The 23,414-nt window shown below is 45.5% G+C and carries 21 protein-coding genes and 1 other RNA gene; 16 read left to right on the forward strand and 6 right to left on the reverse strand.

The genetic code is table 11. The annotated features are described in order from the left end of the window. The first annotated feature begins 211 nt into the window (after positions 1-211). Positions 212-871, forward strand: coding sequence for a ribose-5-phosphate isomerase RpiA (gene rpiA, locus XPG1_RS03305; RefSeq protein WP_045957822.1), 660 nt, complete (start codon positions 212-214; stop codon positions 869-871). A gap of 269 nt (positions 872-1,140) precedes the next feature. Further along, a complete protein-coding gene (gene serA, locus XPG1_RS03310) occupies positions 1,141-2,382 on the forward strand; it encodes a phosphoglycerate dehydrogenase (RefSeq protein ID WP_045957823.1) in 1,242 nt (413 codons plus the stop codon). 109 nt (positions 2,383-2,491) lie between these two features. Here serA and XPG1_RS03315 read toward each other — a convergent pair whose 3' ends face one another. The 3 genes from XPG1_RS03315 to zapA form a co-directional block, all read right to left on the reverse strand. Further along, entirely contained in the window at positions 2,492-3,100 is a 609-nt protein-coding gene (locus tag XPG1_RS03315; protein WP_045957824.1) for a 5-formyltetrahydrofolate cyclo-ligase, read from the reverse strand. Positions 3,101-3,153: 53 nt separating this feature from the next. After that, positions 3,154-3,337: non-coding RNA, 6S RNA (gene ssrS, locus XPG1_RS17335), on the reverse strand. Between the two features lie 146 nt (positions 3,338-3,483). Next, the gene (zapA, locus tag XPG1_RS03325) at positions 3,484-3,789 is read right to left on the reverse strand and encodes a cell division protein ZapA (protein ID WP_045957826.1); all 306 of its coding nucleotides are present in this window, start codon (positions 3,787-3,789) and stop codon (positions 3,484-3,486) included. A 391-nt stretch (positions 3,790-4,180) separates the two neighbouring features. Between zapA and XPG1_RS03330 the strand changes: the two genes are divergently transcribed. The 7 genes from XPG1_RS03330 to gcvP all read left to right on the forward strand — a co-directional run bounded on the left by XPG1_RS03330 (position 4,181) and on the right by gcvP (position 13,563). Next, entirely contained in the window at positions 4,181-4,756 is a 576-nt protein-coding gene (locus XPG1_RS03330) for a YecA/YgfB family protein (RefSeq protein ID WP_045957827.1), read from the forward strand. Positions 4,757-4,816: 60 nt separating this feature from the next. Continuing rightward, complete coding sequence (pepP, locus tag XPG1_RS03335) at positions 4,817-6,142, forward strand: Xaa-Pro aminopeptidase (RefSeq protein ID WP_045957828.1); 1,326 nt, start codon at positions 4,817-4,819, stop codon at positions 6,140-6,142. 33 nt (positions 6,143-6,175) lie between these two features. Further along, positions 6,176-7,366: a 2-octaprenyl-6-methoxyphenyl hydroxylase gene (ubiH, locus tag XPG1_RS03340; protein ID WP_045957829.1), complete on the forward strand. Its 1,191-nt coding sequence runs from the start codon at positions 6,176-6,178 to the stop codon at positions 7,364-7,366. Positions 7,367-7,395: 29 nt separating this feature from the next. Further along, on the forward strand, positions 7,396-8,628 hold the full coding sequence (gene ubiI / locus XPG1_RS03345; RefSeq protein ID WP_045957830.1) for an FAD-dependent 2-octaprenylphenol hydroxylase: 1,233 nt from the start codon (positions 7,396-7,398) through the stop codon (positions 8,626-8,628). A 354-nt stretch (positions 8,629-8,982) separates the two neighbouring features. Further along, a complete protein-coding gene (gene gcvT, locus XPG1_RS03350) occupies positions 8,983-10,080 on the forward strand; it encodes a glycine cleavage system aminomethyltransferase GcvT (RefSeq protein WP_045957831.1) in 1,098 nt (365 codons plus the stop codon). A gap of 69 nt (positions 10,081-10,149) precedes the next feature. Beyond that, entirely contained in the window at positions 10,150-10,545 is a 396-nt protein-coding gene (gene gcvH, locus XPG1_RS03355; RefSeq protein ID WP_045957832.1) for a glycine cleavage system protein GcvH, read from the forward strand. A 141-nt stretch (positions 10,546-10,686) separates the two neighbouring features. Next, positions 10,687-13,563, forward strand: coding sequence for an aminomethyl-transferring glycine dehydrogenase (gene gcvP, locus XPG1_RS03360; RefSeq protein WP_045957833.1), 2,877 nt, complete (start codon positions 10,687-10,689; stop codon positions 13,561-13,563). Positions 13,564-13,742: 179 nt separating this feature from the next. On the opposite strand, the gene XPG1_RS03365 is transcribed toward gcvP, so the two are convergent. Then, a complete protein-coding gene (locus XPG1_RS03365) occupies positions 13,743-14,348 on the reverse strand; it encodes an HD domain-containing protein (RefSeq protein ID WP_045957834.1) in 606 nt (201 codons plus the stop codon). Between the two features lie 16 nt (positions 14,349-14,364). Beyond that, on the reverse strand, positions 14,365-15,366 hold the full coding sequence (gene ygfZ / locus XPG1_RS03370) for a tRNA-modifying protein YgfZ (protein ID WP_045957835.1): 1,002 nt from the start codon (positions 15,364-15,366) through the stop codon (positions 14,365-14,367). A gap of 368 nt (positions 15,367-15,734) precedes the next feature. Between ygfZ and sdhE the strand changes: the two genes are divergently transcribed. Then, positions 15,735-16,001 (forward strand): FAD assembly factor SdhE, encoded by a 267-nt coding sequence (gene sdhE / locus XPG1_RS03375; protein ID WP_045957836.1) that lies wholly within the window; start codon positions 15,735-15,737, stop codon positions 15,999-16,001. Further along, positions 15,982-16,413: a protein YgfX gene (locus XPG1_RS03380; protein WP_045957837.1), complete on the forward strand. Its 432-nt coding sequence runs from the start codon at positions 15,982-15,984 to the stop codon at positions 16,411-16,413. The genes sdhE and XPG1_RS03380 overlap by 20 nt, the downstream gene beginning before the upstream one ends. On the opposite strand, the gene fldB is transcribed toward XPG1_RS03380, so the two are convergent. Continuing rightward, positions 16,410-16,928 carry a flavodoxin FldB gene (gene fldB, locus XPG1_RS03385; protein WP_045957838.1) on the reverse strand — a complete coding sequence of 173 codons (519 nt, stop codon included), beginning with the start codon at positions 16,926-16,928 and terminating at the stop codon, positions 16,410-16,412. The genes XPG1_RS03380 and fldB overlap by 4 nt on opposite strands. A 132-nt stretch (positions 16,929-17,060) precedes the next feature. Between fldB and xerD the strand changes: the two genes are divergently transcribed. From xerD to lysS, 5 genes are all read left to right on the forward strand, one after another. After that, positions 17,061-17,984: a site-specific tyrosine recombinase XerD gene (gene xerD, locus XPG1_RS03390; protein ID WP_045960362.1), complete on the forward strand. Its 924-nt coding sequence runs from the start codon at positions 17,061-17,063 to the stop codon at positions 17,982-17,984. 34 nt (positions 17,985-18,018) lie between these two features. Beyond that, the gene (gene dsbC, locus XPG1_RS03395) at positions 18,019-18,720 is read left to right on the forward strand and encodes a bifunctional protein-disulfide isomerase/oxidoreductase DsbC (RefSeq protein WP_045957839.1); all 702 of its coding nucleotides are present in this window, start codon (positions 18,019-18,021) and stop codon (positions 18,718-18,720) included. 42 nt (positions 18,721-18,762) lie between these two features. Then, positions 18,763-20,496, forward strand: a complete 1,734-nt coding sequence (gene recJ / locus XPG1_RS03400; protein ID WP_045957840.1) for a single-stranded-DNA-specific exonuclease RecJ — start codon at positions 18,763-18,765, stop codon at positions 20,494-20,496. 206 nt (positions 20,497-20,702) lie between these two features. Beyond that, a protein-coding gene (gene prfB, locus XPG1_RS03405) for a peptide chain release factor 2 (RefSeq protein ID WP_157879429.1) occupies positions 20,703-21,801 on the forward strand; the annotation gives its coding sequence in 2 pieces (ribosomal slippage) (positions 20,703-20,777 and positions 20,779-21,801; 1,098 coding nt in all). A gap of 9 nt (positions 21,802-21,810) precedes the next feature. Continuing rightward, the gene (gene lysS, locus XPG1_RS03410; RefSeq protein ID WP_045957842.1) at positions 21,811-23,325 is read left to right on the forward strand and encodes a lysine--tRNA ligase; all 1,515 of its coding nucleotides are present in this window, start codon (positions 21,811-21,813) and stop codon (positions 23,323-23,325) included. Positions 23,326-23,414 lie beyond the last annotated feature (89 nt).

Genomic DNA, 23,414 nt, shown 5'->3' on the forward strand with positions numbered 1-23,414 from the left:
TTTTTATCTGACATCGCTCAATACATAGGAAAGCCAAACGGTTTGACATCAATCACAAAACCTCTGTGATGCAAGAACCTCAAAGCCATGATGTGGACTCAAGAGCACTATGCCATATAGCACTATGCCATATTTTTTCATGAGACGAGCCAATATTGTTTATACTGGTCGTCAAATTTTTTCTTGTAACTGATGATAGGCTGTGATCGATATGACTCAGGATGAACTGAAAAAAGCAGTAGGTTGGTCGGCGTTGGAATATGTTAAACCCGACACCATTGTCGGTGTTGGAACTGGTTCTACGGCCGCGCATTTTATCGATGCGTTAGGAACGATTAAAAATACCATTAAGGGGGCTGTATCTAGTTCAGAGGCATCGACTGAGAAACTTAAAAGTCTTGGCATTCCGGTGTTTGACTGTAATGAGGTTGACATTTTGGATATTTATGTCGATGGCGCTGATGAAATTAATGGTCAAATGCAGATGATCAAAGGCGGTGGCGCCGCATTAACCAGAGAAAAAATCATTGCGGCGGTTGCGAAGACATTTATTTGTATTGTTGATTCGTCTAAGCAAGTCGATGTACTAGGCAAATTCCCGCTGCCCGTTGAAGTTATCCCGATGGCTCGCGCTTATGTTGCCCGTGAGTTGGTGAAATTGGGGGGGACGCCGGTTTATCGTGAAAACGTCGTGACAGACAATGGTAACGATATTCTGGATGTTCATAACCTCTCTATTGTTGATCCGATTGAGTTAGAGAATCAAATCAATGGCATCGCTGGCGTGGTAACGGTGGGGCTTTTTGCTAATCGGGGCGCTAACGTGGTGTTGGTCGGTACCGCAAATGGCGTTAAGACGCTCACTGAATAATCACAGATTGGGGGCAGAATATCCTGCCCTCAAAATATTTTTATATTTTTTCAAAAAATAAATTTAGTGATATATATTGATTTTTTGTCTAAATTTTATTCAAAATCCTGTCTTTTTTCTGTAACCAATCATTTTATTTTGCATAACAACTTATTTACTGTTACTTATTCTGTAATATACGCAATCGATTGTATTGCCGTTGCTGTTTTTTTTGTTATTTTGGTGGAATCGATAGGCGTTACAAAAGTTAATACAACTAGGGCGGGCAAATGGTTAAGGTATCTTTAGAGAAGGATAAGATTAAATTTCTGCTACTGGAGGGCGTTCATCAAAACACAGTAGACAGTTTAAAAGCAGCAGGGTACAGCAATATTGAGTATCACAAAGGGGCATTAGATCCTGAAGCGTTGAAAGAAGCGATTCGTGATGCCCGATTTGTGGGAATTCGTTCCCGTACTCAGTTGACGGAAGACATTTTTGCAGCCGCAGAAAAACTGGTTGCAGTCGGATGTTTTTGTATTGGTACTAATCAGGTTGACCTGAAAGCCGCAACAAAACGTGGTATTCCTGTATTTAATGCGCCTTTTTCCAATACACGTTCAGTCGCTGAAATGGTCTTGGGGGAGTTGTTACTGCTATTACGTCGCATTCCTGAGGCGAATGCAAAAGCACATAATGGAATATGGGATAAGCAGGCACACGGCTGCTATGAGGCACGTGGAAAAAAATTAGGCATTATCGGTTATGGTCATATCGGCACACAGCTTGGTATTTTAGCTGAAAATATTGGCTTGAATGTCTATTTCTATGATATTGAAAATAAATTGCCACTGGGTAATGCACAGCAAGTTCGTCATTTATCTGAATTATTGAATATGAGTGATGTGATAAGCCTGCATGTTCCTGAAACGGCTTCCACCAAGAATATGATTGGGTCGGCAGAATTAGAGTTAATGAAGCCAGGTTCAATTTTGATCAACGCATCACGCGGTACGGTCGTCGATATTCCGGCACTCAGCGAAGCGCTGGAAGCAGGGCATCTCTCTGGGGCAGCGATTGATGTTTTTCCTCACGAACCCGCGACAAACAGTGACCCCTTCATCTCACCATTAAGCGCGTTTGATAACGTCCTGTTGACACCACATATTGGCGGTTCAACACAAGAAGCACAGCAAAATATTGGTTATGAAGTGTCAGGTAAACTGGTTAAATACTCTGACAATGGCTCTACGTTGTCAGCCGTCAATTTCCCGGAAGTCTCACTGCCTATTCATGCCAAGGATACGAATCGGTTGCTGCATATCCATGAAAACCGTCCAGGCATATTAACCAGTATTAACCAAGTGTTCACTGAGCAAGAAATCAATATTGATGCTCAGTACTTACGGACTGACAGTAATATTGGTTATGTGGTGATTGATATTACGACACAAAATTCCGCTCAGGCCGAACTGGTCTTGCAAAAACTGAAAGCATTGCCAGGGACTATTCGCGCCCGTTTGCTTTACTGAGATCTGATGATTGGCTGAGATAGGATGGTGTGTTAACCAGCGCAATCATTGATGACAGCAAGAGTGATTAAACATAAGGGGCTACTCAAAACGTGAGAGCCCCTGTTAATCAAGAAGAAGCCCCATCCCATCGCCATACTTTTTCTGGCGTCATGATTTCTGGCAGAGGGATATCCCAACTTGCACTGGGGAGTTTCTCAACTAATTGAACATCATGGGCCAGTCCGATAGGATAAAAATTTTGTTGTTGCCATTTGGCGAGCGTTCTATCGTAGAAACCGCCACCCATTCCCAAACGTTGCCCGGTACAATCAAACGCGACCAGCGGAATAAACATCACATCCAGTTCAGACACCGGTAAAACCTGCCGGACATCTAATTGGGGTTCGTCTATATTTAGGCGATTCCGAATAAGAGGGGTATCGGGACCATAATGGAGAAATAGCAGGTGATACCGGCTAAAAGGATGCAAGATCGGCAAGTAAACCTGTTTGTTTTGTTGCCAAAGTTGTTGGATCAGCGGCCGTGTATCTAATTCTCCATCAAATGAGAGATAGAGCGCAATGTTGGTCGCCGGTTTGATCTTGGGGTGAGCCAGAACCTGTTTAACGGCTTGTTGGGCAAACTGTGATTGTTGTTCAGGAGACAGGCTTTGACGTCGTTGTCGGATTTTTTTTCTAATGGATGTGCGTAAAGAATAAAAAGGATCTGATTGCATGATACCTGCCTGTTGATCAATGCAGAAAAGGCTACAAAACAGATAAAATTGGGGGGTTCTCCAAGATGCCGTTGCAGGCGGTAACCCTTGAACCCTTGGTTCAAGGTGAACGCGGGGTCGTTTCTATTAGGCTTCTTGGTCTAGCCAAGCATGCTCACAAGAAACAGAGCACCACATTCTATAAAAATGAAATATCGGCTCAGGGGACAAACCTGCTCACGAACACCTCAGAGAAATTTTTTGTTGCTTAGCTACTTGAATAGGATCTAAGCAACGTTATAGGGCCTATTGTATTGAACTCAACGTAGAAAGCAACTGCTTATATTAATCTATCATCATTACTGCTTGATTTATCAACAAAAATGGGTTGATAAGTCGTATTATCAGGTAATTTTACCCTGTTCTAACAGTGCTTTTTCAATGGTCTGCTGGAGCATTTTTATTTTTTGCTCCATATTGTAGGCATAATCACGAGTTTTCATCTTTTCCTGTGCCAACTCGTGACAGATATTCAGTGCTACAATAAAAACCAGTTGTTCAGTGTTAGTGACTCTGGTGCGTTCTTTGAGGTTATGCAAACGCTGATCAAGTTCCTCAGCAGCAGCTTGTAATGCTTCAATCTGCTCTGGTGGACAATTGACACGTAATGACCGCCCAAAAATCTGAATATCTACTGGTTGTGCAGACATGACACCTTCCTGATTTATTACTGTGCCGAATACCTTGATTTTGACATATCAGCCTTATCTTTCAAATTGCACGGCGCGACAATTTGAAATTTATTGGGCACAAAGTCTATATTGATGTAAAAACAAGGCCGACACGAATCATTACCGTACAATACCAAAAAGCCCCCTTTTTCCCTTTATCTTTCACAGCGCTGCTTTTGGACAATATTCACTCACCCCTGCCAGTGAACGATAGATATAAAGCCATCTATGTCTCCGGAATGGATGTTTTTGCCATCATGCTGCAACTTGAAATCTATTGGGGATATATCGGTATGTGCTGTTCTGGTATAGCGACTCCCCTTGATGGTAGCATAGCACGAACTTATATCGCCAACGATGATCAATATATATGTCTATACAAAACTCATTACCTAATTATCAGTCATTTGATGAAATTTTGCATCAACAGTCCATTGCACTTACCGCGGCAGAAATGCACGGATTAATCTGTGGATTACTTTGTGGTGGGGATCATCATGGTAGCTGGCAAACATTGGTGCATGATCTGACCAATGACGGTCTGGCATTTTCTCAGGTTTTAGCGATGCCACTGAGGGCGTTGTATGAAACAACGTTTGAATCTCTGGATGACAGTAGTTTCTCTTTTCATCTATTAATGCCGGATGAAGACGCAAGCGTTTTTGAATGTGCAGATGCGTTGGCGGGATGGGTGAACCACTTTCTGCTAGGGTTAGGCGTAGCGACCCCGAAATTGACAGAAAAATCAGAAGTACAGGAAATTATCACTGATTTTCGGAACATCGGTATGTTGGGCTATGACGAAAGTGAAGATCAGGAAGCGTTATCTCAAGCTCTTGAAGAAGTATTAGAATATGTTCGGGTTGCGGTGCAGCTCTGTTATATCGCATTAGCAAAACCGAAAACCGCAGATAATGTAGAAAATAAAAAGCCAACGTTGCATTGATTGGCGGCATTCATCCAAACAGCGGCTTGAACAACTCATCATGGATTTGCAGGAGAGGGTATGACTAAACAAGAATATTTATCTCGTCGTCAGGCATTATTAGCAAAAATGGCACCGGCAAGTGCGGCCATTATTTTTTCTGCTCCGCCTGCGACACGGAATTCAGATAGTGAATATTCCTACCGTCAGCAGAGTGATTTTCTTTATCTGACCGGGTTTAATGAGCCGGAATCCGTTCTGATACTGATTAAAAGCAATGAAACGCACAATCATAGCGTGTTATTTAATCGGGTTCGTGATTTAACCGCAGAAATCTGGTTTGGTCGTCGTCTTGGTCAAGAAGCGGCACTGGAACAATTGGGGGTGGATCGCGCTCTGCCATTTGATGACATCAATGAACAACTGTATCTGTTGTTAAATGGTTTAGAAGTGCTGTATCACGCTCAAGGCGAATTTGAGTACGCGGATAACATCGTATTTCATGCCCTGGATAAATTACGCAAAAACAACCGCCGTAATTTCAGCGCGCCGGCGGTCATGGCCGATTGGCGTCCGTGGCTGCATGAAATGCGTCTGTTTAAATCAAAAACAGAATTGGAAATCATGCACAAGGCCGGTGAGATCAGCGCTAAGGCACATCTCAGAGCGATGCAGGCTTGCCGTCCTGATATGTTTGAATATCAGCTTGAGGCCGAGATTCACTACGAATTTTGTCGTCATGGTGCTCGTTATCCGGCCTATAACACGATCATCGGTGCAGGAGAAAACGCCTGTATTTTGCATTACACCGAAAATGATCGTCGCATGAAAGACGGTGACTTGGTGTTGATCGATGCAGGATGTGAGTATCTGGGATATGCCGGCGACATTACGCGGACATTTCCCGTCAATGGAAAATTTACACGCCCTCAACGTGAACTCTATGACATTGTGCTGGAAGCCATCGAGCTTGCCCTTGAGTTGTACAAACCGGGTGCCCGCATCAGCGAAGTTACGGGGCATGTTGTGCGTGTCATGGTAAAGGGGCTCGTCAAATTGGGCATTATGCATGGTGAAGTCGAACAGTTGATCGAAACCAATGCTTATCGTCAGTTTTTCATGCATGGTTTGAGTCACTGGCTGGGATTAGATGTGCATGATGTGGGTCATTACGGCGTTGATCGTGATCGCATTCTGGAACCCGGTATGGTGCTGACTGTCGAGCCGGGGCTTTATATTGCCCCGGATGCTGATGTCCCGTTGGAATACCGGGGGATCGGTATCCGCATTGAAGATGACATTGTGATCACGGAAACAGGGAATGACAACCTGACCGAGCTTGTCGTGAAAGATCCGGATGAGATAGAAGCGCTGATGGCTCAGGCAAAGTCCAATGAAGGTTATTAGCTCTGTTAAAGTTAAAGTAATCAGGAAGTGATAATGAACGTGATTATTGTGGGCGGAGGAATGACGGGAGCAACATTGGCTCTGGCCATTGCTTCGTTGAGTCGGGGGCAATTGCAGGTCTCCTTAATTGAAGCAGCAGAACCGAGCCAGGCACACCCCGGTTTTGATGCAAGGGCGATTGCTTTGGCTTATGGAACGTGTCAACGCTTGGATCAGATCGGTATCTGGCCCGCTCTGCAACATTGCGTTACGCCAATAACTCACGTTCATGTCAGCGACCGTGGTCATAGCGGTTTCGTTAATCTTCGCGCTGAAAATTATGCGATACCGGCATTAGGCAATGTGATTGAACTGCATGATGCTGGAAACCATCTTTTTGATTTATTAAAACAATCGCCCAATATTAAACTCTACTGTCCGGTTAAAGTGAGTTCCGTTGAGCGTTTGGAAAGTGCAGTAGTGGTGACGCTGGATAATGGCGAAAAACTGACAGGAGAACTGCTGGTGGCTGCGGATGGGAGCCATTCGGCAATCGCTCAGGCGTGCAATATACCCTACCAGCGATACGCCTATGGTCAGACAGCCATTATTGCCAATGTGCTGACGTCTGAACATCCTCAAGGAAGGGCCTTCGAGCGTTTTACTCAACATGGCCCATTGGCGCTGTTACCTATGTCGGAAGGGCGCAGCTCACTGGTATGGTGTCACCCCCAGGAAAAACAATCAGAAATCAAAAACTGGAGCCAAAACGAATTTCTTCAACATCTGCAAACAGCGTTTGGCTGGCGTTTGGGGAAAATGTTGGAAACCGGCTGCTGGCACAGCTACCCATTGGCTCTATCAATAGCCAGCAGGCAGGTGAGCCATCGTCTGGCTCTGGTCGGCAATGCTTCCCAAACCTTGCATCCAATCGCCGGGCAGGGCTTCAACTTAGGAATGCGTGATGTGATGGCTTTGGCGCAGATCCTTTCAGCCGCTGCAGATGCAGGGCAAGATATTGGCGCTTATCAGGTTCTGGCACAATATCAACAACAACGCCAGGCAGATCGTGAAACCACCATTGGTATCACCGATGGATTAGTTCGGTTATTCGCCAATGATGACTTGCCGTTAAAAATGGGGCGTCATCTTGGCTTGATAACGATGGAAATATTCCCCCCAATGCGGGATTGCTTTGCCCGTCAGACATTGGGCTGGGTTGCTCAGTCATCGTTGGCAGATTAATGCTATTGGCAGATTAAGAGGAAAAAAGAATGCAATCATTTGATGTGGTCATCGCAGGAGGCGGAATGGTTGGCCTTGCGTTGGCCTGTGGTTTGCAAGGTAGTGGTTTGCGCATCGCGATTGTAGAAGCACACCCACCGACACAGCGATTGGATACCAATGATGAATATGCGTTGCGTGTTTCAGCCATTAATGCAGCCAGCGAACGATTGTTGACCCGTATCGGTGTCTGGCAGGACATCCTGATGATACGAGCCAGATCTTATCAGGGAATGGAAGTTTGGGATCAGGATAATGTTGGGCGCATTCAGTTTAATGCAGCGGACAATGGCCTGACACACTTGGGGCATATCATCGAAAACGCTGTGATTCGGAAAGCGCTTTGGCAACGCGCAGAAAGCTTACCTGATGTCATGATTTTTACGCCAGCCTCTCTTCAGCATGTTGCCTGGGGAGAAAACGAGGCCTTCATCACTTTATCTGACGGAAATATGCTGACTTCACGTTTGGTTGTTGGTGCTGATGGCGCTCATTCCTGGTTGCGTCAACATGCTGATATTCCGCTGACTTTTTGGGATTATGAACACCATGCGCTGGTCGCGACAATTCGTACTGAGATACCGCATGGCAACATTGCGCGTCAGGTTTTTCATGGTGATGGCATACTGGCTTTCCTGCCCCTGTCCGATCCTCACCTTTGTTCGATTGTTTGGTCATTGCCGGCTGATGCTGCACAGCAGCGCAAGTCGATGGAAGCAAAAGGGTTTAATCGACAACTGGGTGCGACATTTGATATGCGTCTTGGTCAATGTGAATTGATCAGTGACAGACAAACTATTCCCTTGATGGGGCGTTACGCCCGTCATTTTGCTGCACATCGATTAGCATTATTGGGGGATGCGGCTCACACTATCCATCCCTTAGCTGGTCAGGGGGTTAATCTTGGCTTCATGGATGTGGCTGAGCTGATAAGTGAATTGATTCGTTTGCATCAGGAAGGAAAAGACATCGGTCAATATCTCTATTTGGGGCGTTATGAACGTCGTCGCAAACACAGTGCTGCGATCATGCTCGCAGGTATGCAAAGTTTCCGCCAGCTATTTGAGGGCACTCACCCGGCTAAAAAGTTGTTGCGGGGTATTGGATTAACACTGGCTGATCACTTACCGGGAATGAAGCCACTGTTGCTTCGCCACGCGATGGGACTCAATGACCTTCCTGACTGGCTGATTTCTCAGCGCTCTTCGGTTGAAAAAATCTAATTTAGCCCATTATTTAGAATTAGTTTTTCTCATATTAGGTTAAAGTATGTTGGATAGTTTTACTTCATGCTTTCGCCTTTTTTTAATCAAAAAATATTTTCTTTTGACATTTTTTAAACTTTTCTATTGCATTGTTGTAATAAATTAGACAAAAATTCCGTGTGGTGATAGGCGCTTTTTCGGTTTCTGGCTATTATGCCGCTAATTTATTTTATGGTTCATTTCTTGTTTCAGTGATAACGTCTGCTCCCAAGGTATCGTTTGCGTGATTAACCGCTTCTTTGCTTCCTGATCCAACCTCTGCCGGTTAATGCGCCGTATATTTTTCATGTCAAGAATGGAAAGAGGGAAATAATGTCAAAACACACCCCACTATACGATCAACATCTGGCATGCGGGGCTCGCATGGTCGATTTTCACGGCTGGATGATGCCTCTGCATTATGGTTCACAAATTGACGAGCATCATACAGTGCGTACTGATGCTGGTATGTTCGACGTTTCCCACATGACAATTGTGGATCTACAGGGGACAGGTTGTCGTGATTTTCTCCGCTATCTTCTGGCCAATGACATTGCCAAACTGACCGAGCCGGGCAAGGCACTTTATACCGGCATGTTAAATGCTTCTGGTGGCGTCATTGATGACCTGATTGTCTACTTCTTCACCGAACACGCTTATCGCATGGTTGTTAACTCGGCGACTCGTGAGAAAGACTTAGCATGGATTAACCAACACGCTGAAAAATATGACGTTCAGATTACAGTGCGTGATGATTTGGCGCTGATTGCCGTTCAGGGACCCAATGCACACGCTAAAGTCCAATCGCTGCTCAGTGATGAACAGAAGCAAACAATCATTGGCATGAAACCTTTCTTTGGTGTGCAGGCCGGCAATTTATTTATTGCAACGACAGGTTATACCGGTGAAGCCGGTTATGAAATTGCATTACCTAAAGAACACGCGGCCGATTTTTGGCAACAGTTGTTGGCCGCAGGCGTGAAACCGGCTGGCTTGGGTGCGCGTGATACATTGCGTCTTGAAGCCGGTATGAATCTTTATGGTCAGGAAATGGATGAAACTATTTCACCACTGGCCGCGAATATGGCATGGACCATTGCCTGGAAACCGGAAGATCGCCAGTTCATTGGCCGTGAGATTTTGGAGCAGCAACGTGAGAGCGGCACTGAACAATTGGTTGGATTGGTGATGCGTGAGAAAGGCGTGTTACGTGGTGGATTAGCGGTCAGTTTCACGGATGGTTCCGGTGAACTGCGTGCCGGTGTGATTACCAGTGGAACATTTTCCCCAACCTTAGGGTTTAGCATAGCGCTTGCACGTGTACCGCAAGGTATTGGTGAACACGCAGTTGTCCAGATCCGCAATCGTGAAGTTCCCGTTCAGGTTGTCAAACCGGGTTTTGTGCGGATGGGTAAACCACTGGTAGCGTAATTTTTGTTTTTAATGATCTGATTATTATTATGTTTTGTTCAATAAACAAAAAATAAGGAGATGGCAACGATGAGTCATGTACCAACAGAATTAAAATATACAGAATCACATGAATGGGTTCGCTCGGAAGGAAATGGAGAGTACTCTGTCGGTATTACCGAACATGCCCAGAAATTATTGGGGGATATGGTTTTTGTTGATTTACCTGAAATAGATACAGAGGTCAATCAGGGTGATGATTGTGCCGTGGTAGAGTCAGTGAAAGCGGCCTCTGATATTTATGCGCCATTGAGCGGTAAGATTATCGCGGTTAACCCTGAACTGGAAGGATCTCCCGAATTAGTGAATAGCGAACCTTACAACGAAGGTTGGTTATTCCGCCTCAAAATCACTGATGAGAGTGAGTTAGTGAGTTTACTTGATGCTAAAAGTTATCAATCACTTTTAGCAGAAGAAGATGAGTGATTTTATTTGAACGCCCCATATTACCTTGTCAATGGGGCGTTTTTTTGTGCCGTTTTTTATAGCTGATAGATTTCAAGTGACAGAGCACAATAGGGTGACTTGAAAGATAAAGGCATAGCTCGTTTCAGGAAATTATCATCAATGACTCAGACATTAATCCAACTTGAAAATCAAGGTGAATTCATTCGTCGCCACATTGGTTCTTCTGCTGAACAGCAAACCGAAATGTTGGCGATAGTAAATGCAAACTCTCTTGATGATCTGACCCATAAAATCGTTCCCCGTGATATCGCATTATCCGCGCCGCCGGCAGTTGGTGAGGGTGCGACAGAACAACAGGCATTGGCTGAATTGAAAGCGATAGCGGGTCAGAACCAGTGCTATCAATCATATATCGGTATGGGATACGCGCCCGCAATACTGCCTCCTGTCATTTTACGTAATTTGCTGGAAAATCCTGGCTGGTATACCGCATACACACCTTACCAACCGGAGGTTTCTCAAGGCCGGTTAGAAGCGTTATTGAATTTCCAGCAAGTCACTATTGATTTGACGGGATTAGATATTGCCTCTGCTTCACTATTGGATGAAGCGACAGCCGCTGCGGAAGCAATGGCGATGGCAAAACGGATCAGCAAGCTGAAAGGGGCAGAACGCTTCTTTGTGGCCGATGACATTCATCCACAGACATTGGATGTTATCCGTACCCGCGCTGAAACATTCGGATTTGAAGTCATTGTTGATAAAGCAGAAAAAGTACTGGAACTGGAAGGGATCTTTGGTGTTCTGTTGCAACAAGTCGGCACAACGGGCGCCGTTCACGATTACAGTGACCTGATAACGCAACTGAAAGCGCGTAAAATCATCGTCAGTGTTGCCGCGGACTTTATGGCTCTGGTGATGTTGACTGCACCAGGTAAACAAGGTGCCGATATTGTTTTGGGTTCTGCTCAACGTTTTGGTGTACCGATGGGATATGGCGGCCCGCACGCTGCTTTCTTTGCGTGTCGTGATGAATTTAAGCGCTCCATGCCAGGTCGCATTATCGGTGTTTCTCGTGACGCCGCGGGTAACAATGCATTGCGTATGGCGATGCAAACACGCGAGCAGCATATCCGCCGGGAAAAAGCGAACTCCAATATCTGTACCTCTCAAGCCTTATTGGCGAACATTGCCGGAATGTACGCGGTTTACCACGGCTCAGAAGGTTTGAAACGCATTGCTCACCGTATTCATCGGCTGACGGATATTCTGGCTGCCGGTTTACAAAAAGCGGGTGTCAAGCTACGGCATAAAACATGGTTTGATACATTAACGATTGATGTGTCAGATAAGGCTCAAGTACTGGCAAGAGCGGAAAAAGCACGGATTAACCTGCGTACCGATATTCTTGGTGCCGTTGGCGTCTCATTGAGTGAGAAAACCCGCCGTGATGATTTGATCACCCTGTTTCAAGTCATCACAGGTTCTGATTCAGGGCTGGATATTGATGCACTTGATCGAGAAATTGTGGCAGGCAGTCCATCTATTCCTGTTTCCATGCGACGTCATGACGAAATCTTGACGCACGATAACTTCCGTCGTTATCACAGCGAAACTGACATGATGCGGTACATGCACAGTCTGGAACGCAAAGATCTGGCACTGAATCAAGCCATGATCCCGCTCGGTTCCTGTACCATGAAACTGAATGCTGTCGCGGAACTGATGCCAATTACCTGGCCTGAATTTACTGATATGCATCCTTTCTGTCCGCCAGAACAGGCACAGGGGTTCCACCAGTTGATCAGCCAGCTTTCCCATTGGCTGGTATTGCTGACCGGCTATGACACATTCTGTATGCAACCCAACTCTGGCGCACAGGGAGAATATGCTGGCCTGCTGGCTATTCGTCGCTATTACGCTAGCCGTGGCGAGCAACATCGCCATATTTGCCTGATCCCAAGTTCAGCTCACGGCACTAACCCCGCCTCTGCGCATATGGCCGGCATGACGGTTGTGGTCGTGAACTGTGATAAAGAAGGCAACATTGATTTGGCTGATTTGCGTGAAAAAGCGCAAAAACACAGTCACAATCTTGCTTGTATTATGGTGACCTATCCATCAACTCACGGTGTATATGAAGAAACTATCCGTGAAATTTGCGATATCATCCACCAACATGGGGGGCAGGTTTATCTTGATGGTGCGAACATGAATGCACAAGTGGGAATTACGACCCCAGGCTTTATTGGTGCAGATATCTCACACTTGAACCTGCATAAAACCTTCTGCATCCCACACGGCGGCGGTGGCCCAGGTATGGGGCCGATTGGCATGAAAAAACACCTAGCCCCATTTGTACCGGGTCATTCGGTTGTCGAAATGGACGGTGTGACAACATTAGGCGCAGTATCCGCCGCGCCATTCGGTAGTGCCTCTATCCTGCCGATTAGCTGGATGTATATCCGCATGATGGGCGCTAACGGGTTGAAGCAGGCCAGTCAGGTTGCGATCCTGAATGCGAACTACATTGCAGCTCGCCTGAAAGGGGCTTATGACATCCTCTATACCGGACGTGATGGCTACGTTGCTCATGAATGCATTCTGGACATTCGTCCTTTGAAAGAAGCGTTCGGTATTAGTGAGATGGATATTGCCAAGCGACTGATTGACTATGGTTTCCATGCGCCAACGATGTCATTCCCTGTTGCGGGCACGTTGATGGTGGAGCCGACAGAATCAGAAAGCAAAGTGGAGATCGACCGTTTCATCGATGCAATGCTGGCAATTCGGGAGGAGATCAGCAAGGTAGCTCGTGGAGAATGGCCTTTGGAAGATAACCCATTAGTCAATGCACCGCACGTCCAAACTGAACTAATTTCTGATTGGGATCATGCATACAGCCGTGAAATTGCCGTATTTCCAACCGTAGAAACCAAAGTCAATAAATACTGGCCGGCGGTTAAACGTCTTGATGATGTTTACGGTGATCGCAATTTACATTGCTCGTGTGCACCCATTGATGATTATCGTTAATAATTAATAAGTTAACGAGATTCAAATTAAGCCGTGTCGGGAAATACTCCGACACGGCTTTTTATATTGCTTATACGGGCGCGGATAAGTCGTTCGGTAGCATATGTCGATACGCTTAAAGCTGTCAGTCACTATGCAGGCTGAATCTGACAGCTTGATTTTGAGGATTAAAGTGAACGTTATTTTAACCAGCCTTTCTCTTTCGCTGCTTCCAATTGTGGCAGGAGATATTCCCATAATTCAGGATAGCTTTCGGAAACAAAATGGAGTAGTTGATAAACTTGCTCAAAGCGAATGTTATTTTCAACCCAACTCTGCCCTTGGTTATACAGGTTCATAAATACTGGCATAACTCTATCGAGTGTTTTGGCAAACTTCGCTTCAGGGGTGATGGCATTTTCATATTCGTGCCAAAGTGCCAGAAAATAATCTCGTTGAGCTTCCGGTAATAAACCAAAAATACGGTTGGCGGCGTTCACTTCCTCTTTGTAAATTGCTTCACGTGCAGCCAGATCGAACGCGATAACATCACCTGCATCGATTTCAACGATGTCATGGATCAGCGCCATTTGCACAACGCGGCTGATATCCACTTCTCCGGCATAAGGCGCAAAACCAAGCACAGCAAGCGCAAAATGCCAACTATGCTCAGCCGAATTTTCATGGCGCGCATTATTCAATAATTTCGTTTTGCGATGAACATATTTTAGCTTATCCAGCTCCATGATAAACGCAATAACATCAGTAAAAGGGCCAAAATTAACGGGATGTAAAGATAATGACATTTCAAAACCTCAGTAATTATTTTTCTTCGTCTAGTGAATAAGGCAATGCCTGAATAGTCAGCATACTATTTTCATCCTCACGGATACGGAATACACTCTCTAATTCCATATCATTATTCATAACTACTTGAACCCATATTGAGCCATCGACTAATTTGACTGCTGCCAGCACTGAGCCTGTTCGCCGCCATTTGTCACCTAATTGCCATTCCAAATCATCGCCAGCGACGGGCAGAGAGGATGCACTGCCCGCCAGCCAATACATGGCTCGTTTGTTTGCACCACGATATTTAGCACGCGCCACCATTTCCTGACCGGTATAACAGCCCTTCTTAAAGCTGATACTGTTTTCGATTGCCTGGAGATTCGTGGCCTGTGGAATAAATTGTGCGCTGCTGGCTGCATCAATCACAGGAATGCCTGCTTCAATTTCCAGCGCCAGCCATTGCTGACTGTTATTCAATTGTGACTGGTACTCTTCAACGAATGTTTGGGTTAATGTCGCTGCCGTTGTTTTATCCGTCATTAACAGGAAACGTTCGGCGGGAAGAGCGAAATGGAGAAGCGTTGTGGTGCCGTGCTGAATAACAGAGGATTCGGTATCAGGCAGCGTTGGAAAATGTGTTGCCAGCGCCGCCCGGCTTCCTTTACCCGCGACACCGAGCAAAACGCTTTCTTCATCGTTTACGAACGTCACTTTGGAGAATACGGCATATTTTTTTAATTCAGTTAATTGCGTTTCCAGTAATGATCGCCGTTCAATATAGGCAAAGCCTTCGCCTCGCTGGAACAACCGCAGATTGCTCCACATTTTGCCTTTCGCATCACAATGTGCCGTTAACACATGCTGATTATCATTCAGGGCGGTAAGATCTGCCGTCACCTGACCTTGTAAATACTTTTCGGTGTCAGATCCAATCACTGTCACAATCCCCCAATCATCAAGGGAAATTAACGTCAGTGGGAGTGTTGCAGAAGGGGATGGATATTGTGCAGAAAATGGAATTTGATAAGCCATAGTAGCTCCTGCCAGTAAACTGTCTGAGAAGTAACAGTTATGGTAAAAGAGAAGTTGTTTAATGCAAAGGGATTCTTCTGGTTATTTACGGGGGATGAAATTATCGTCAATCCATTGCGATAGGCTTCGCAACTTATCACGATATCGAATGATTTCATCCGGTCAGGTGATGAAAAACAGGCTATTATCGTTGATAATCTTGTGTGGCGATGAAATTTTGCAGCCGTGATCATATTTGAAACGGTAGGTAACTTGTTAATCTCTTACGATCTGACTGTCACAATTTCATTCTGCTCTGATCTCATCAATCTTAACAAGGATTGCTGGTGCAATGGCAAGAATGACAATGATAAAGAGGCTTTTTAAACATGGATATTGATAATAGAGCACGTATTCGCTGGGCATGTCGTCGTGGAATGCGTGAACTGGATATTTCTATTATGCCATTTTTTGAATATGAATATGACTCATTGAGTGATGACGACAAACGGATTTTTGTGCGTTTGCTAGCGTGTCCAGATCCTGATCTTTTCAATTGGCTCATGAATCATGGACGGCCTGAAAACGATGAGCTTTATCATATGGTGAAATTGATCCAAAGCAGAAACCAAGCCCGTGGTCCTGTGGAACAATAAACTGGGAGAATCTCGCCATACTCGCTGGTTTTCCAGCGGATTACATGGCGCAGTTGCCATCGCTGCTTTATTGGCGCCCTGGCCGATTAACGGTGTTTATTTCTGGCTTCCATTGTTTGCCATCATCAGCAGCAGTTGGATGCGAAGTCAGAAAAATATCCGGCAATGTCAGGGCAGGCTGGTACTCTTCAAAGGCAACAAAGTGCATTGGCAAAAAGCCGCGTGGCGCATCACTGAACCACCGTGGTTTCATCGCTATGGAATGGTCATTATGCTCCATACTTTGAGCCGGGCAGAAGAGCGCCAGGCTTCGACCCGATTATGGGTGGCATCCGATAGCATGTCGCCTTCGGCATGGCGTCATTTGAATCAACTGATGCGCCAATATACTGATAACGAAAACGGCAGTTAAAACAGGGCGTCCATTTCAGCCAATATCTGTATGCACCATTCGTTTAAGCGCTCGTCTGTTTGTTCGAATTGGTTTACATCGTCCAGCGCTAACCCGACAAACTGTTTGCCATCTTCGGATAACGGTTTTGGGCTGGTAAATTCATAACCTTCTGTTGGCCAGAAACCAATAAACTGTGCACCTGTCGGTAACAGATGGTGATACAGCATGCCTAATGCATCCAGAAACCACTCACTGTAATCGATTTGATCGCCCATTCCATACATGGCAACGATTTTTCCGGCCAGATCCAATGAAGGGAGCTGATCCCAAATAGCCAGCCAGTCTTCCTGTAGCTCCCCGAAATCCCAGGTTGGGATACCCAGGATCAGGACAGTGTAGTCTTCCATCAATTGGGGATTACAATCCTTGACATTATGTAAGTCGATCAGATCTTCACCGAGTATATCGCGTATTTTTTCTGCTACCATTTCTGTATAGCATGTACTGGAACCGTAAAAGAGACCAATTTTCATCATTATTTATCAGGGAATTTCGAATATCAGGGGGGTATTGTAACAGAATAATTGCTTTTTCAGGCATAATAGCCGATCGGAAGGCACAGATAGGCAGATTAAGAAGGAGGGCTTGTGCCAAGAGAACACAACTTGCCAGACAACCATTCAGCGGATACTCATGCCGCGTCTAACCCCCTGATAGAGCAATTTCTCGATACCATCTGGTTGGAAAAAAATCTGGCCGAAAATACATTGGCGTCTTATCGTCTTGATTTACAGGCTTTAAATAATTGGCTGGTGCATTATGGTCATGATTTATACTCAGTACAGTCAATAGAGCTACAATCATTTTTGGCTGAACGCGTTGATGGCGGTTATAAGGCGAGTAGCTCGGCCAGGTTGTTGAGTGCCATGCGCAGGTTGTTTCAATATCTTTATCGTGAAAGAATGCGTGGAGATGATCCAACGGCTTTACTATCTGCCCCTAAATTACCGAAACGTTTGCCCAAAGATTTAAGCGAAAAACAGGTTGAAGATTTGCTTAACACCCCTTCGGTTGAGCAACCGATTGAACTGAGGGATAAAGCGATGCTGGAAGTACTTTATGCTTGTGGATTGCGGGTTTCAGAACTGGTTGGCCTGACTTTATCTGATGTGAGTTTACGTCAAGGAATGGTCAGGATTATCGGTAAGGGAAATAAGGAAAGATTAGTTCCTCTGGGAGAAGAGGCTGTTTATTGGCTGGAAAAATATCTAGAACATGGTCGCCTGTGGTTATTGAATGGCGCTGTGTCTGATGTATTTTTTCCCAGTAGGCGAGGGACACAGATGACGCGCCAGACATTCTGGCATCGGATTAAACACTATGCTGTATTGGCCGGGATTGATACTGAACGTTTGTCTCCCCACGTTTTACGGCATGCGTTTGCAACACATCTACTTAATCATGGCGCTGACTTACGTGTTGTGCAAATGTTACTGGGCCATAGTGATCTTTCCACTACTCAGATTTACACACATGTAGCGACTGAACGTCTTAAAGCGCTGCATCAACAACACCATCCTCGTGGGTAGCTGCGAAATAAGATGAGAATAAAAGGAAAAAATAATGAAGAAAATTGTGTTTTGCCTTTCATTGCTGTTGACCGCTGTTGCTAGCAATGCCTTTGCTGGTGAGAGCGAGATCAATCACTCATTATCTAAAATGGGGATTAAAGCAGAAAGTATCACGCCATCACCGATTCGAGATATGAGTGCCGTTTTAACCGAGAATGGTATGTTTTACCTATCTAATGATGGTAAGTATCTGTTAAAAGGCTCACTTTATGATCTCAGCGGTGAGATACCGCACAACGTTAGCAATCAAATTTTGATTAAAAAACTGGCCGCGTTCAAAGATCAGATGATCACTTATCAGGCGCCAAAAGAAAAATATGTTGTGACTGTTTTTACCGATATCTCCTGTGGCTATTGCCACAAATTGCATGAAAACATGCAGGAATATAACAAACTGGGTATTACTGTTCGTTACTTAGCATTTCCTCGTCATGGTGTGCACAGTCAATCGGGCAAGGATATGCAATCCGTTTGGTGTAGTGCGACACCGAATAAATCATTGAATGCTGCTTTTAAAGGTGACACTATCTCGCCAATCAAGAGCTGCAAAATTGATATTGAAAACCACGTTCGGTTAGGTTTGCAGTTTGGGGTACAAGGTACGCCTGCGATAATCATGAATGATGGCAGTATGCTCCCTGGTTACTTGTCACCGGAAGATTTACTGGCAATGTTGCAGAAACATGCAGAATAATTCAGATCGATAATGTTGCCTATTAAGTGAAAAGAAAAACCAGTGAATAGACAAATACAACTCCGCCGTCGGCCGACGGCGGATTTTAGCCATCTTCCCGACACCATCCATCCGTTATTGCGCCGTTTATATGCTATGCGAGGCATACGTCAAGCTGATGAACTGGAACGTAGTGTAAAAGGGCTACTTAATTATCAAACGCTTAATGGTATCGATCGGGCGGTAGCGCTGCTGGTCACTGCATTACATGAACACTGGCACATTGTGATTGTCGGGGATTTTGATGCAGATGGGGCAACCAGTACTGCACTGAGCATTCGCGCTTTACAGGCAATGGGCTACTGCCACCTTGATTATCTTGTTCCAAACCGTTTTGAAGATGGTTATGGATTAAGCGTTCAGGTGGTTGATGATGTTATCAAAAAAAACGCCGATTTGATTATCACCGTGGATAATGGGATCTCGTCCCATGATGGTGTTGCAATGGCACATCAGCATGGGATCAAGGTGATCGTGACTGATCACCATTTACCGGGGGCAACACTGCCCGCCGCGGACGCCATTATCAATCCTAATTTAGTCGACTGCGCTTTTCCTTCTAAGGCGCTGGCAGGCGTTGGCGTCGCATTCTATCTGATGTCAGCGCTCAGAGCAGAATTGCGTAACTTAGCTTGGTTTGAACAACAAGGCATTCCATTACCCAATTTGGCGGAACTCTTGGATTTAGTGGCATTAGGGACGGTGGCAGATGTCGTTCCCCTCGATACCAATAACCGCATTCTGGTTCATCAAGGGTTAAACCGTATTCGGGCAGGACGTTGCTGTGCGGGAATACGGGCGTTGCTCGAAGTTTCCAAACGAGAATCGACGAAATTAGTCGCCAGTGATTTGGGGTTTGCACTGGGGCCACGATTAAACGCGGCCGGACGCCTGGATGATATGTCAGTTGGCGTGGCGTTATTGTTGACCGATGATATCGTACAAGCTCGTCAGATTGCTTGTGAGCTGGATAGTCTGAACCAGACTCGTCGGGAAATCGAGCAGGGTATGCAGCAGGAAGCCTTGCAAATTTGCGATAAAATCGAACGAATTCATACTCAGCTACCTTACGGACTGGCGATTTACCACCCTGAATGGCATCAGGGCGTTGTCGGCATTCTGGCATCACGTATTAAAGAGCGTTTTCATCGGCCGGTCATTGCTTTTGCACCGGCCGGGGACGGAACTTTAAAAGGTTCGGGGCGTTCCGTAAATGGATTGCATATGCGTGATGCACTTGAGCGGCTGGATACCTTGTATCCGGGGCTAATGCTGAAATTTGGTGGCCATGCGATGGCCGCAGGGCTGTCGATCGAACAAGACAAATTTGACGTATTTCAGCAGCATTTTTCTACGTTGGTGGCAGATTGGCTGGATATCGCCCAATTAGAAGGTGTTGTCTGGAGTGACGGTGAATTAGCGTTAGGGGAACTATCGCTGGACGTAGCCGACATTCTGCGTGATGGCGGTCCGTGGGGGCAGGCATTTGCCGAGCCGGTTTTTGACGGCAAATTCAAGCTATTGCAACAGCGCATCGTTGGTGAAAATCACCTGAAAGTCATCCTTGAACCCGTAAACGGTGGACCGATGTTAGATGGTATTGCCTTTAACATTGATGTCAGCCGCTGGCCAGATAACAGTGTCAAAACGGTAGAACTGGCCTATAAACTGGATATTAATGAATTTCGTGGTAACCGTGATGTCCAGCTTTTGATCCAGCATATTTGGTCTTATTGAATCAGGCCACATACGCGATAAATTTTACTAAATCAGTTTTTCCTCATCACTTTTACCCTTTATTTTTCAAGTTGCAGGCAATAACAGGGCGGCAATTTGAAAGATGAAGGGTATAAACCCTGTGATAGATCCGCTACAATACGCGGTTCGAAAATATTCATGCGACCATCGTTTATCCATAATACACAACGTATAAGACACAAAATATGTTTGAAATTAATCCGGTAAAAAATCACATTCAGGACCTGTCTGAGCGGACAGCAGTTCTGAGGGGGTATCTTTGACTATGATGCCAAGAAAGAACGTTTAGAAGAAGTTAATGCTGAACTCGAACAGCCTGGTGTCTGGAATGAACCGGAACGGGCTCAGGCGTTGGGTAAAGAACGTTCATCCCTTGAAATCATCGTAGAAACCATCGATCAGCTCGCTCAGGGATTGGAAGATGTTAACGGCCTGCTGGAATTGGCTGTTGAAGCGGATGATGAAGAAACTTTCAATGAAGCCGTTGCTGAATTGGCGCAGCTAGAAGAAAAACTGGGACAACTTGAATTTCGTCGCATGTTTTCCGGCGAATATGATAGCGCAAACTGCTACCTGGATCTTCAGGCGGGATCTGGCGGTACAGAAGCACAGGATTGGGCCAGCATGTTGATGCGCATGTATTTGCGTTGGGCGGAATCGAAGGGCTTCAAGACAGAAATCATTGAAGAGTCTGATGGTGAAGTGGCGGGTTTGAAATCTGCAACCATCAAAATCATTGGTGAATATGCTTACGGTTGGCTGCGGACAGAAACCGGTGTTCATCGCTTGGTTCGTAAAAGCCCCTTTGATTCAGGTGGTCGTCGTCATACCTCATTCAGCTCAGCTTTTATTTACCCAGAAGTGGATGATGATATTGATATCGAAATCAATCCGGCGGATCTCCGTATTGACGTATATCGTGCCTCTGGTGCTGGTGGTCAGCACGTTAACAAAACCGAATCGGCGGTACGTATTACCCACGTACCGACAGGGGTTGTAACCCAATGTCAGACAGACCGTTCTCAGCATAAAAACAAAGACCAGGCGATGAAACAGTTGAAAGCGAAACTGTACGAACTGGAAATGCAGAAGAAGAATGCAGATAAACAAGCTATGGAAGAGAACAAATCGGACATCGGTTGGGGTAGTCAGATCCGCTCTTACGTTTTGGATGATTCCCGTATTAAAGATTTGCGTACAGGGGTAGAAACCCGTAATACGCAATCGGTGCTGGATGGGGATTTGGACAAATTCATTGAAGCAAGCTTAAAAGCTGGCCTATGAGGAACTAAAATGTCGCAACAACAGCAGGGAGCTGAACAGGCTCCTGATTTAAATAATGAACTGAAAACCCGCCGTGAAAAATTGGCTACCTTGCGTAGTAATGGCATTGCTTTCCCAAACGATTTTCGTCGCGAAAACATTTCCGAAGATTTGCATGCTCAATATGATGACAAGACGAAGGAAGAGCTGGAAGCGCTGAACATCGAAGTGACGGTTGCTGGTCGCATGATGACTCGCCGTATCATGGGTAAAGCCTCTTTTGCAACTCTGCAAGACATGGGTGGCCGCATTCAGATCTACGTATCCCGTGATGATCTGCCGGAAGGTATTTATAACACTCAGTTCAAGAAATGGGATTTGGGTGACATTTTAGGTGCACGCGGTAAGTTGTTCAAAACACAAACGGGTGAACTTTCCATTCACTGTACTGAGCTGCGTTTGCTGACGAAAGCACTGCGTCCACTGCCAGATAAATTCCACGGTCTGGCCGATCAAGAAACCCGTTATCGCCAGCGTTATTTGGATCTGATCGCAAATGAAGACTCCCGTAAGACATTCCAGATCCGTTCCAAGGTGATGTCTGCGCTGCGTAATTTCATGATCAAAAAAGATTTCATGGAAGTTGAAACGCCAATGATGCAGGCCATTCCCGGTGGTGCGAGTGCGCGTCCATTCATCACGCACCACAATGCGCTGGATATCGATATGTACCTGCGTATCGCCCCGGAACTGTACTTGAAACGTTTGGTTGTTGGGGGCTTCGAACGTGTTTTTGAAATCAACCGCAACTTCCGTAACGAAGGTGTTTCTCCGCGCCACAACCCAGAGTTCACTATGATGGAACTCTACATGGCTTACGCGGACTACCAAGATCTGATCGTACTGACCGAAGAACTATTCCGTACGTTGACACAAGACGTCCTTGGGACAACACAAGTTCAGTACGGTGAACAAACGTTTGATTTTGGTAAACCTTTTGCCAAAATGACCATGAAAGAAGCGATCTGTAAATATCGTCCAGAAACCAACATGGCCGATCTGGATGATATGGATAAGGCGGTTGTTATCGCGGAATCTTTGGGTATTGACGTTGAAAAAGGTTGGGGCTTAGGCCGTGTTCAGTGTGAAATCTTTGAAGAAACGGCTGAAAGCCACCTGATTCAGCCCACCTTCATTACAGAATATCCGGCAGAAGTTTCTCCGCTGGCACGTCGTAACAATGACAACCCATTCATTACTGATCGTTTTGAATTCTTCATTGGTGGTCGTGAAATTGGTAATGGTTTCTCGGAGCTGAACGACGCGGAAGATCAGGCAGAACGTTTTGCGGAGCAAGTTCGCCAGAAAGACGAAGGCGATGACGAAGCGATGTTTTACGATGAAGACTATGTTACTGCGTTGGAACATGGTTTGCCACCAACAGCAGGATTGGGGATCGGTATTGACCGGATGGTGATGTTGTTCACTAATAGCCATACGATTCGTGACGTTATTCTATTCCCGGCAATGCGCCCGAATAAATAATCATTTTGCTAAATGCCCAACCCGGTTAACCGGATTGGGCGTTTTTTTACCCTTATCAAAAAACCAAAACAACAGGTTGAAATATAACC

The sequence above is a fragment of the Xenorhabdus poinarii G6 genome (genome assembly GCF_000968175.1).
In the GTDB taxonomy this organism is placed as follows: domain Bacteria; phylum Pseudomonadota; class Gammaproteobacteria; order Enterobacterales; family Enterobacteriaceae; genus Xenorhabdus; species Xenorhabdus poinarii.

Bases quoted from the DNA above. Each gene is read 5' to 3' on its own strand.
- zapA (WP_045957826.1), bottom strand. From the start codon at position 3,789: ATGTCTGCACAACCAGTAGATATTCAGATTTTTGGGCGGTCATTACGT.
- XPG1_RS03330 (WP_045957827.1), top strand. From the start codon at position 4,181: ATGTCTATACAAAACTCATTACCTAATTATCAGTCATTTGATGAAATT.
- ubiI (WP_045957830.1), top strand. From the start codon at position 7,396: ATGCAATCATTTGATGTGGTCATCGCAGGAGGCGGAATGGTTGGCCTT.
- serA (WP_045957823.1), top strand. From the start codon at position 1,141: ATGGTTAAGGTATCTTTAGAGAAGGATAAGATTAAATTTCTGCTACTG.
- lysS (WP_045957842.1), top strand. From the start codon at position 21,811: ATGTCGCAACAACAGCAGGGAGCTGAACAGGCTCCTGATTTAAATAAT.
- XPG1_RS03365 (WP_045957834.1), bottom strand. From the start codon at position 14,348: ATGTCATTATCTTTACATCCCGTTAATTTTGGCCCTTTTACTGATGTT.
- ygfZ (WP_045957835.1), bottom strand. From the start codon at position 15,366: ATGGCTTATCAAATTCCATTTTCTGCACAATATCCATCCCCTTCTGCA.
- pepP (WP_045957828.1), top strand. From the start codon at position 4,817: ATGACTAAACAAGAATATTTATCTCGTCGTCAGGCATTATTAGCAAAA.
- gcvP (WP_045957833.1), top strand. From the start codon at position 10,687: ATGACTCAGACATTAATCCAACTTGAAAATCAAGGTGAATTCATTCGT.
- rpiA (WP_045957822.1), top strand. From the start codon at position 212: ATGACTCAGGATGAACTGAAAAAAGCAGTAGGTTGGTCGGCGTTGGAA.
- ubiH (WP_045957829.1), top strand. From the start codon at position 6,176: ATGAACGTGATTATTGTGGGCGGAGGAATGACGGGAGCAACATTGGCT.
- XPG1_RS03315 (WP_045957824.1), bottom strand. From the start codon at position 3,100: ATGCAATCAGATCCTTTTTATTCTTTACGCACATCCATTAGAAAAAAA.
- sdhE (WP_045957836.1), top strand. From the start codon at position 15,735: ATGGATATTGATAATAGAGCACGTATTCGCTGGGCATGTCGTCGTGGA.
- dsbC (WP_045957839.1), top strand. From the start codon at position 18,019: ATGAAGAAAATTGTGTTTTGCCTTTCATTGCTGTTGACCGCTGTTGCT.
- gcvH (WP_045957832.1), top strand. From the start codon at position 10,150: ATGAGTCATGTACCAACAGAATTAAAATATACAGAATCACATGAATGG.
- fldB (WP_045957838.1), bottom strand. From the start codon at position 16,928: ATGAAAATTGGTCTCTTTTACGGTTCCAGTACATGCTATACAGAAATG.
- gcvT (WP_045957831.1), top strand. From the start codon at position 8,983: ATGTCAAAACACACCCCACTATACGATCAACATCTGGCATGCGGGGCT.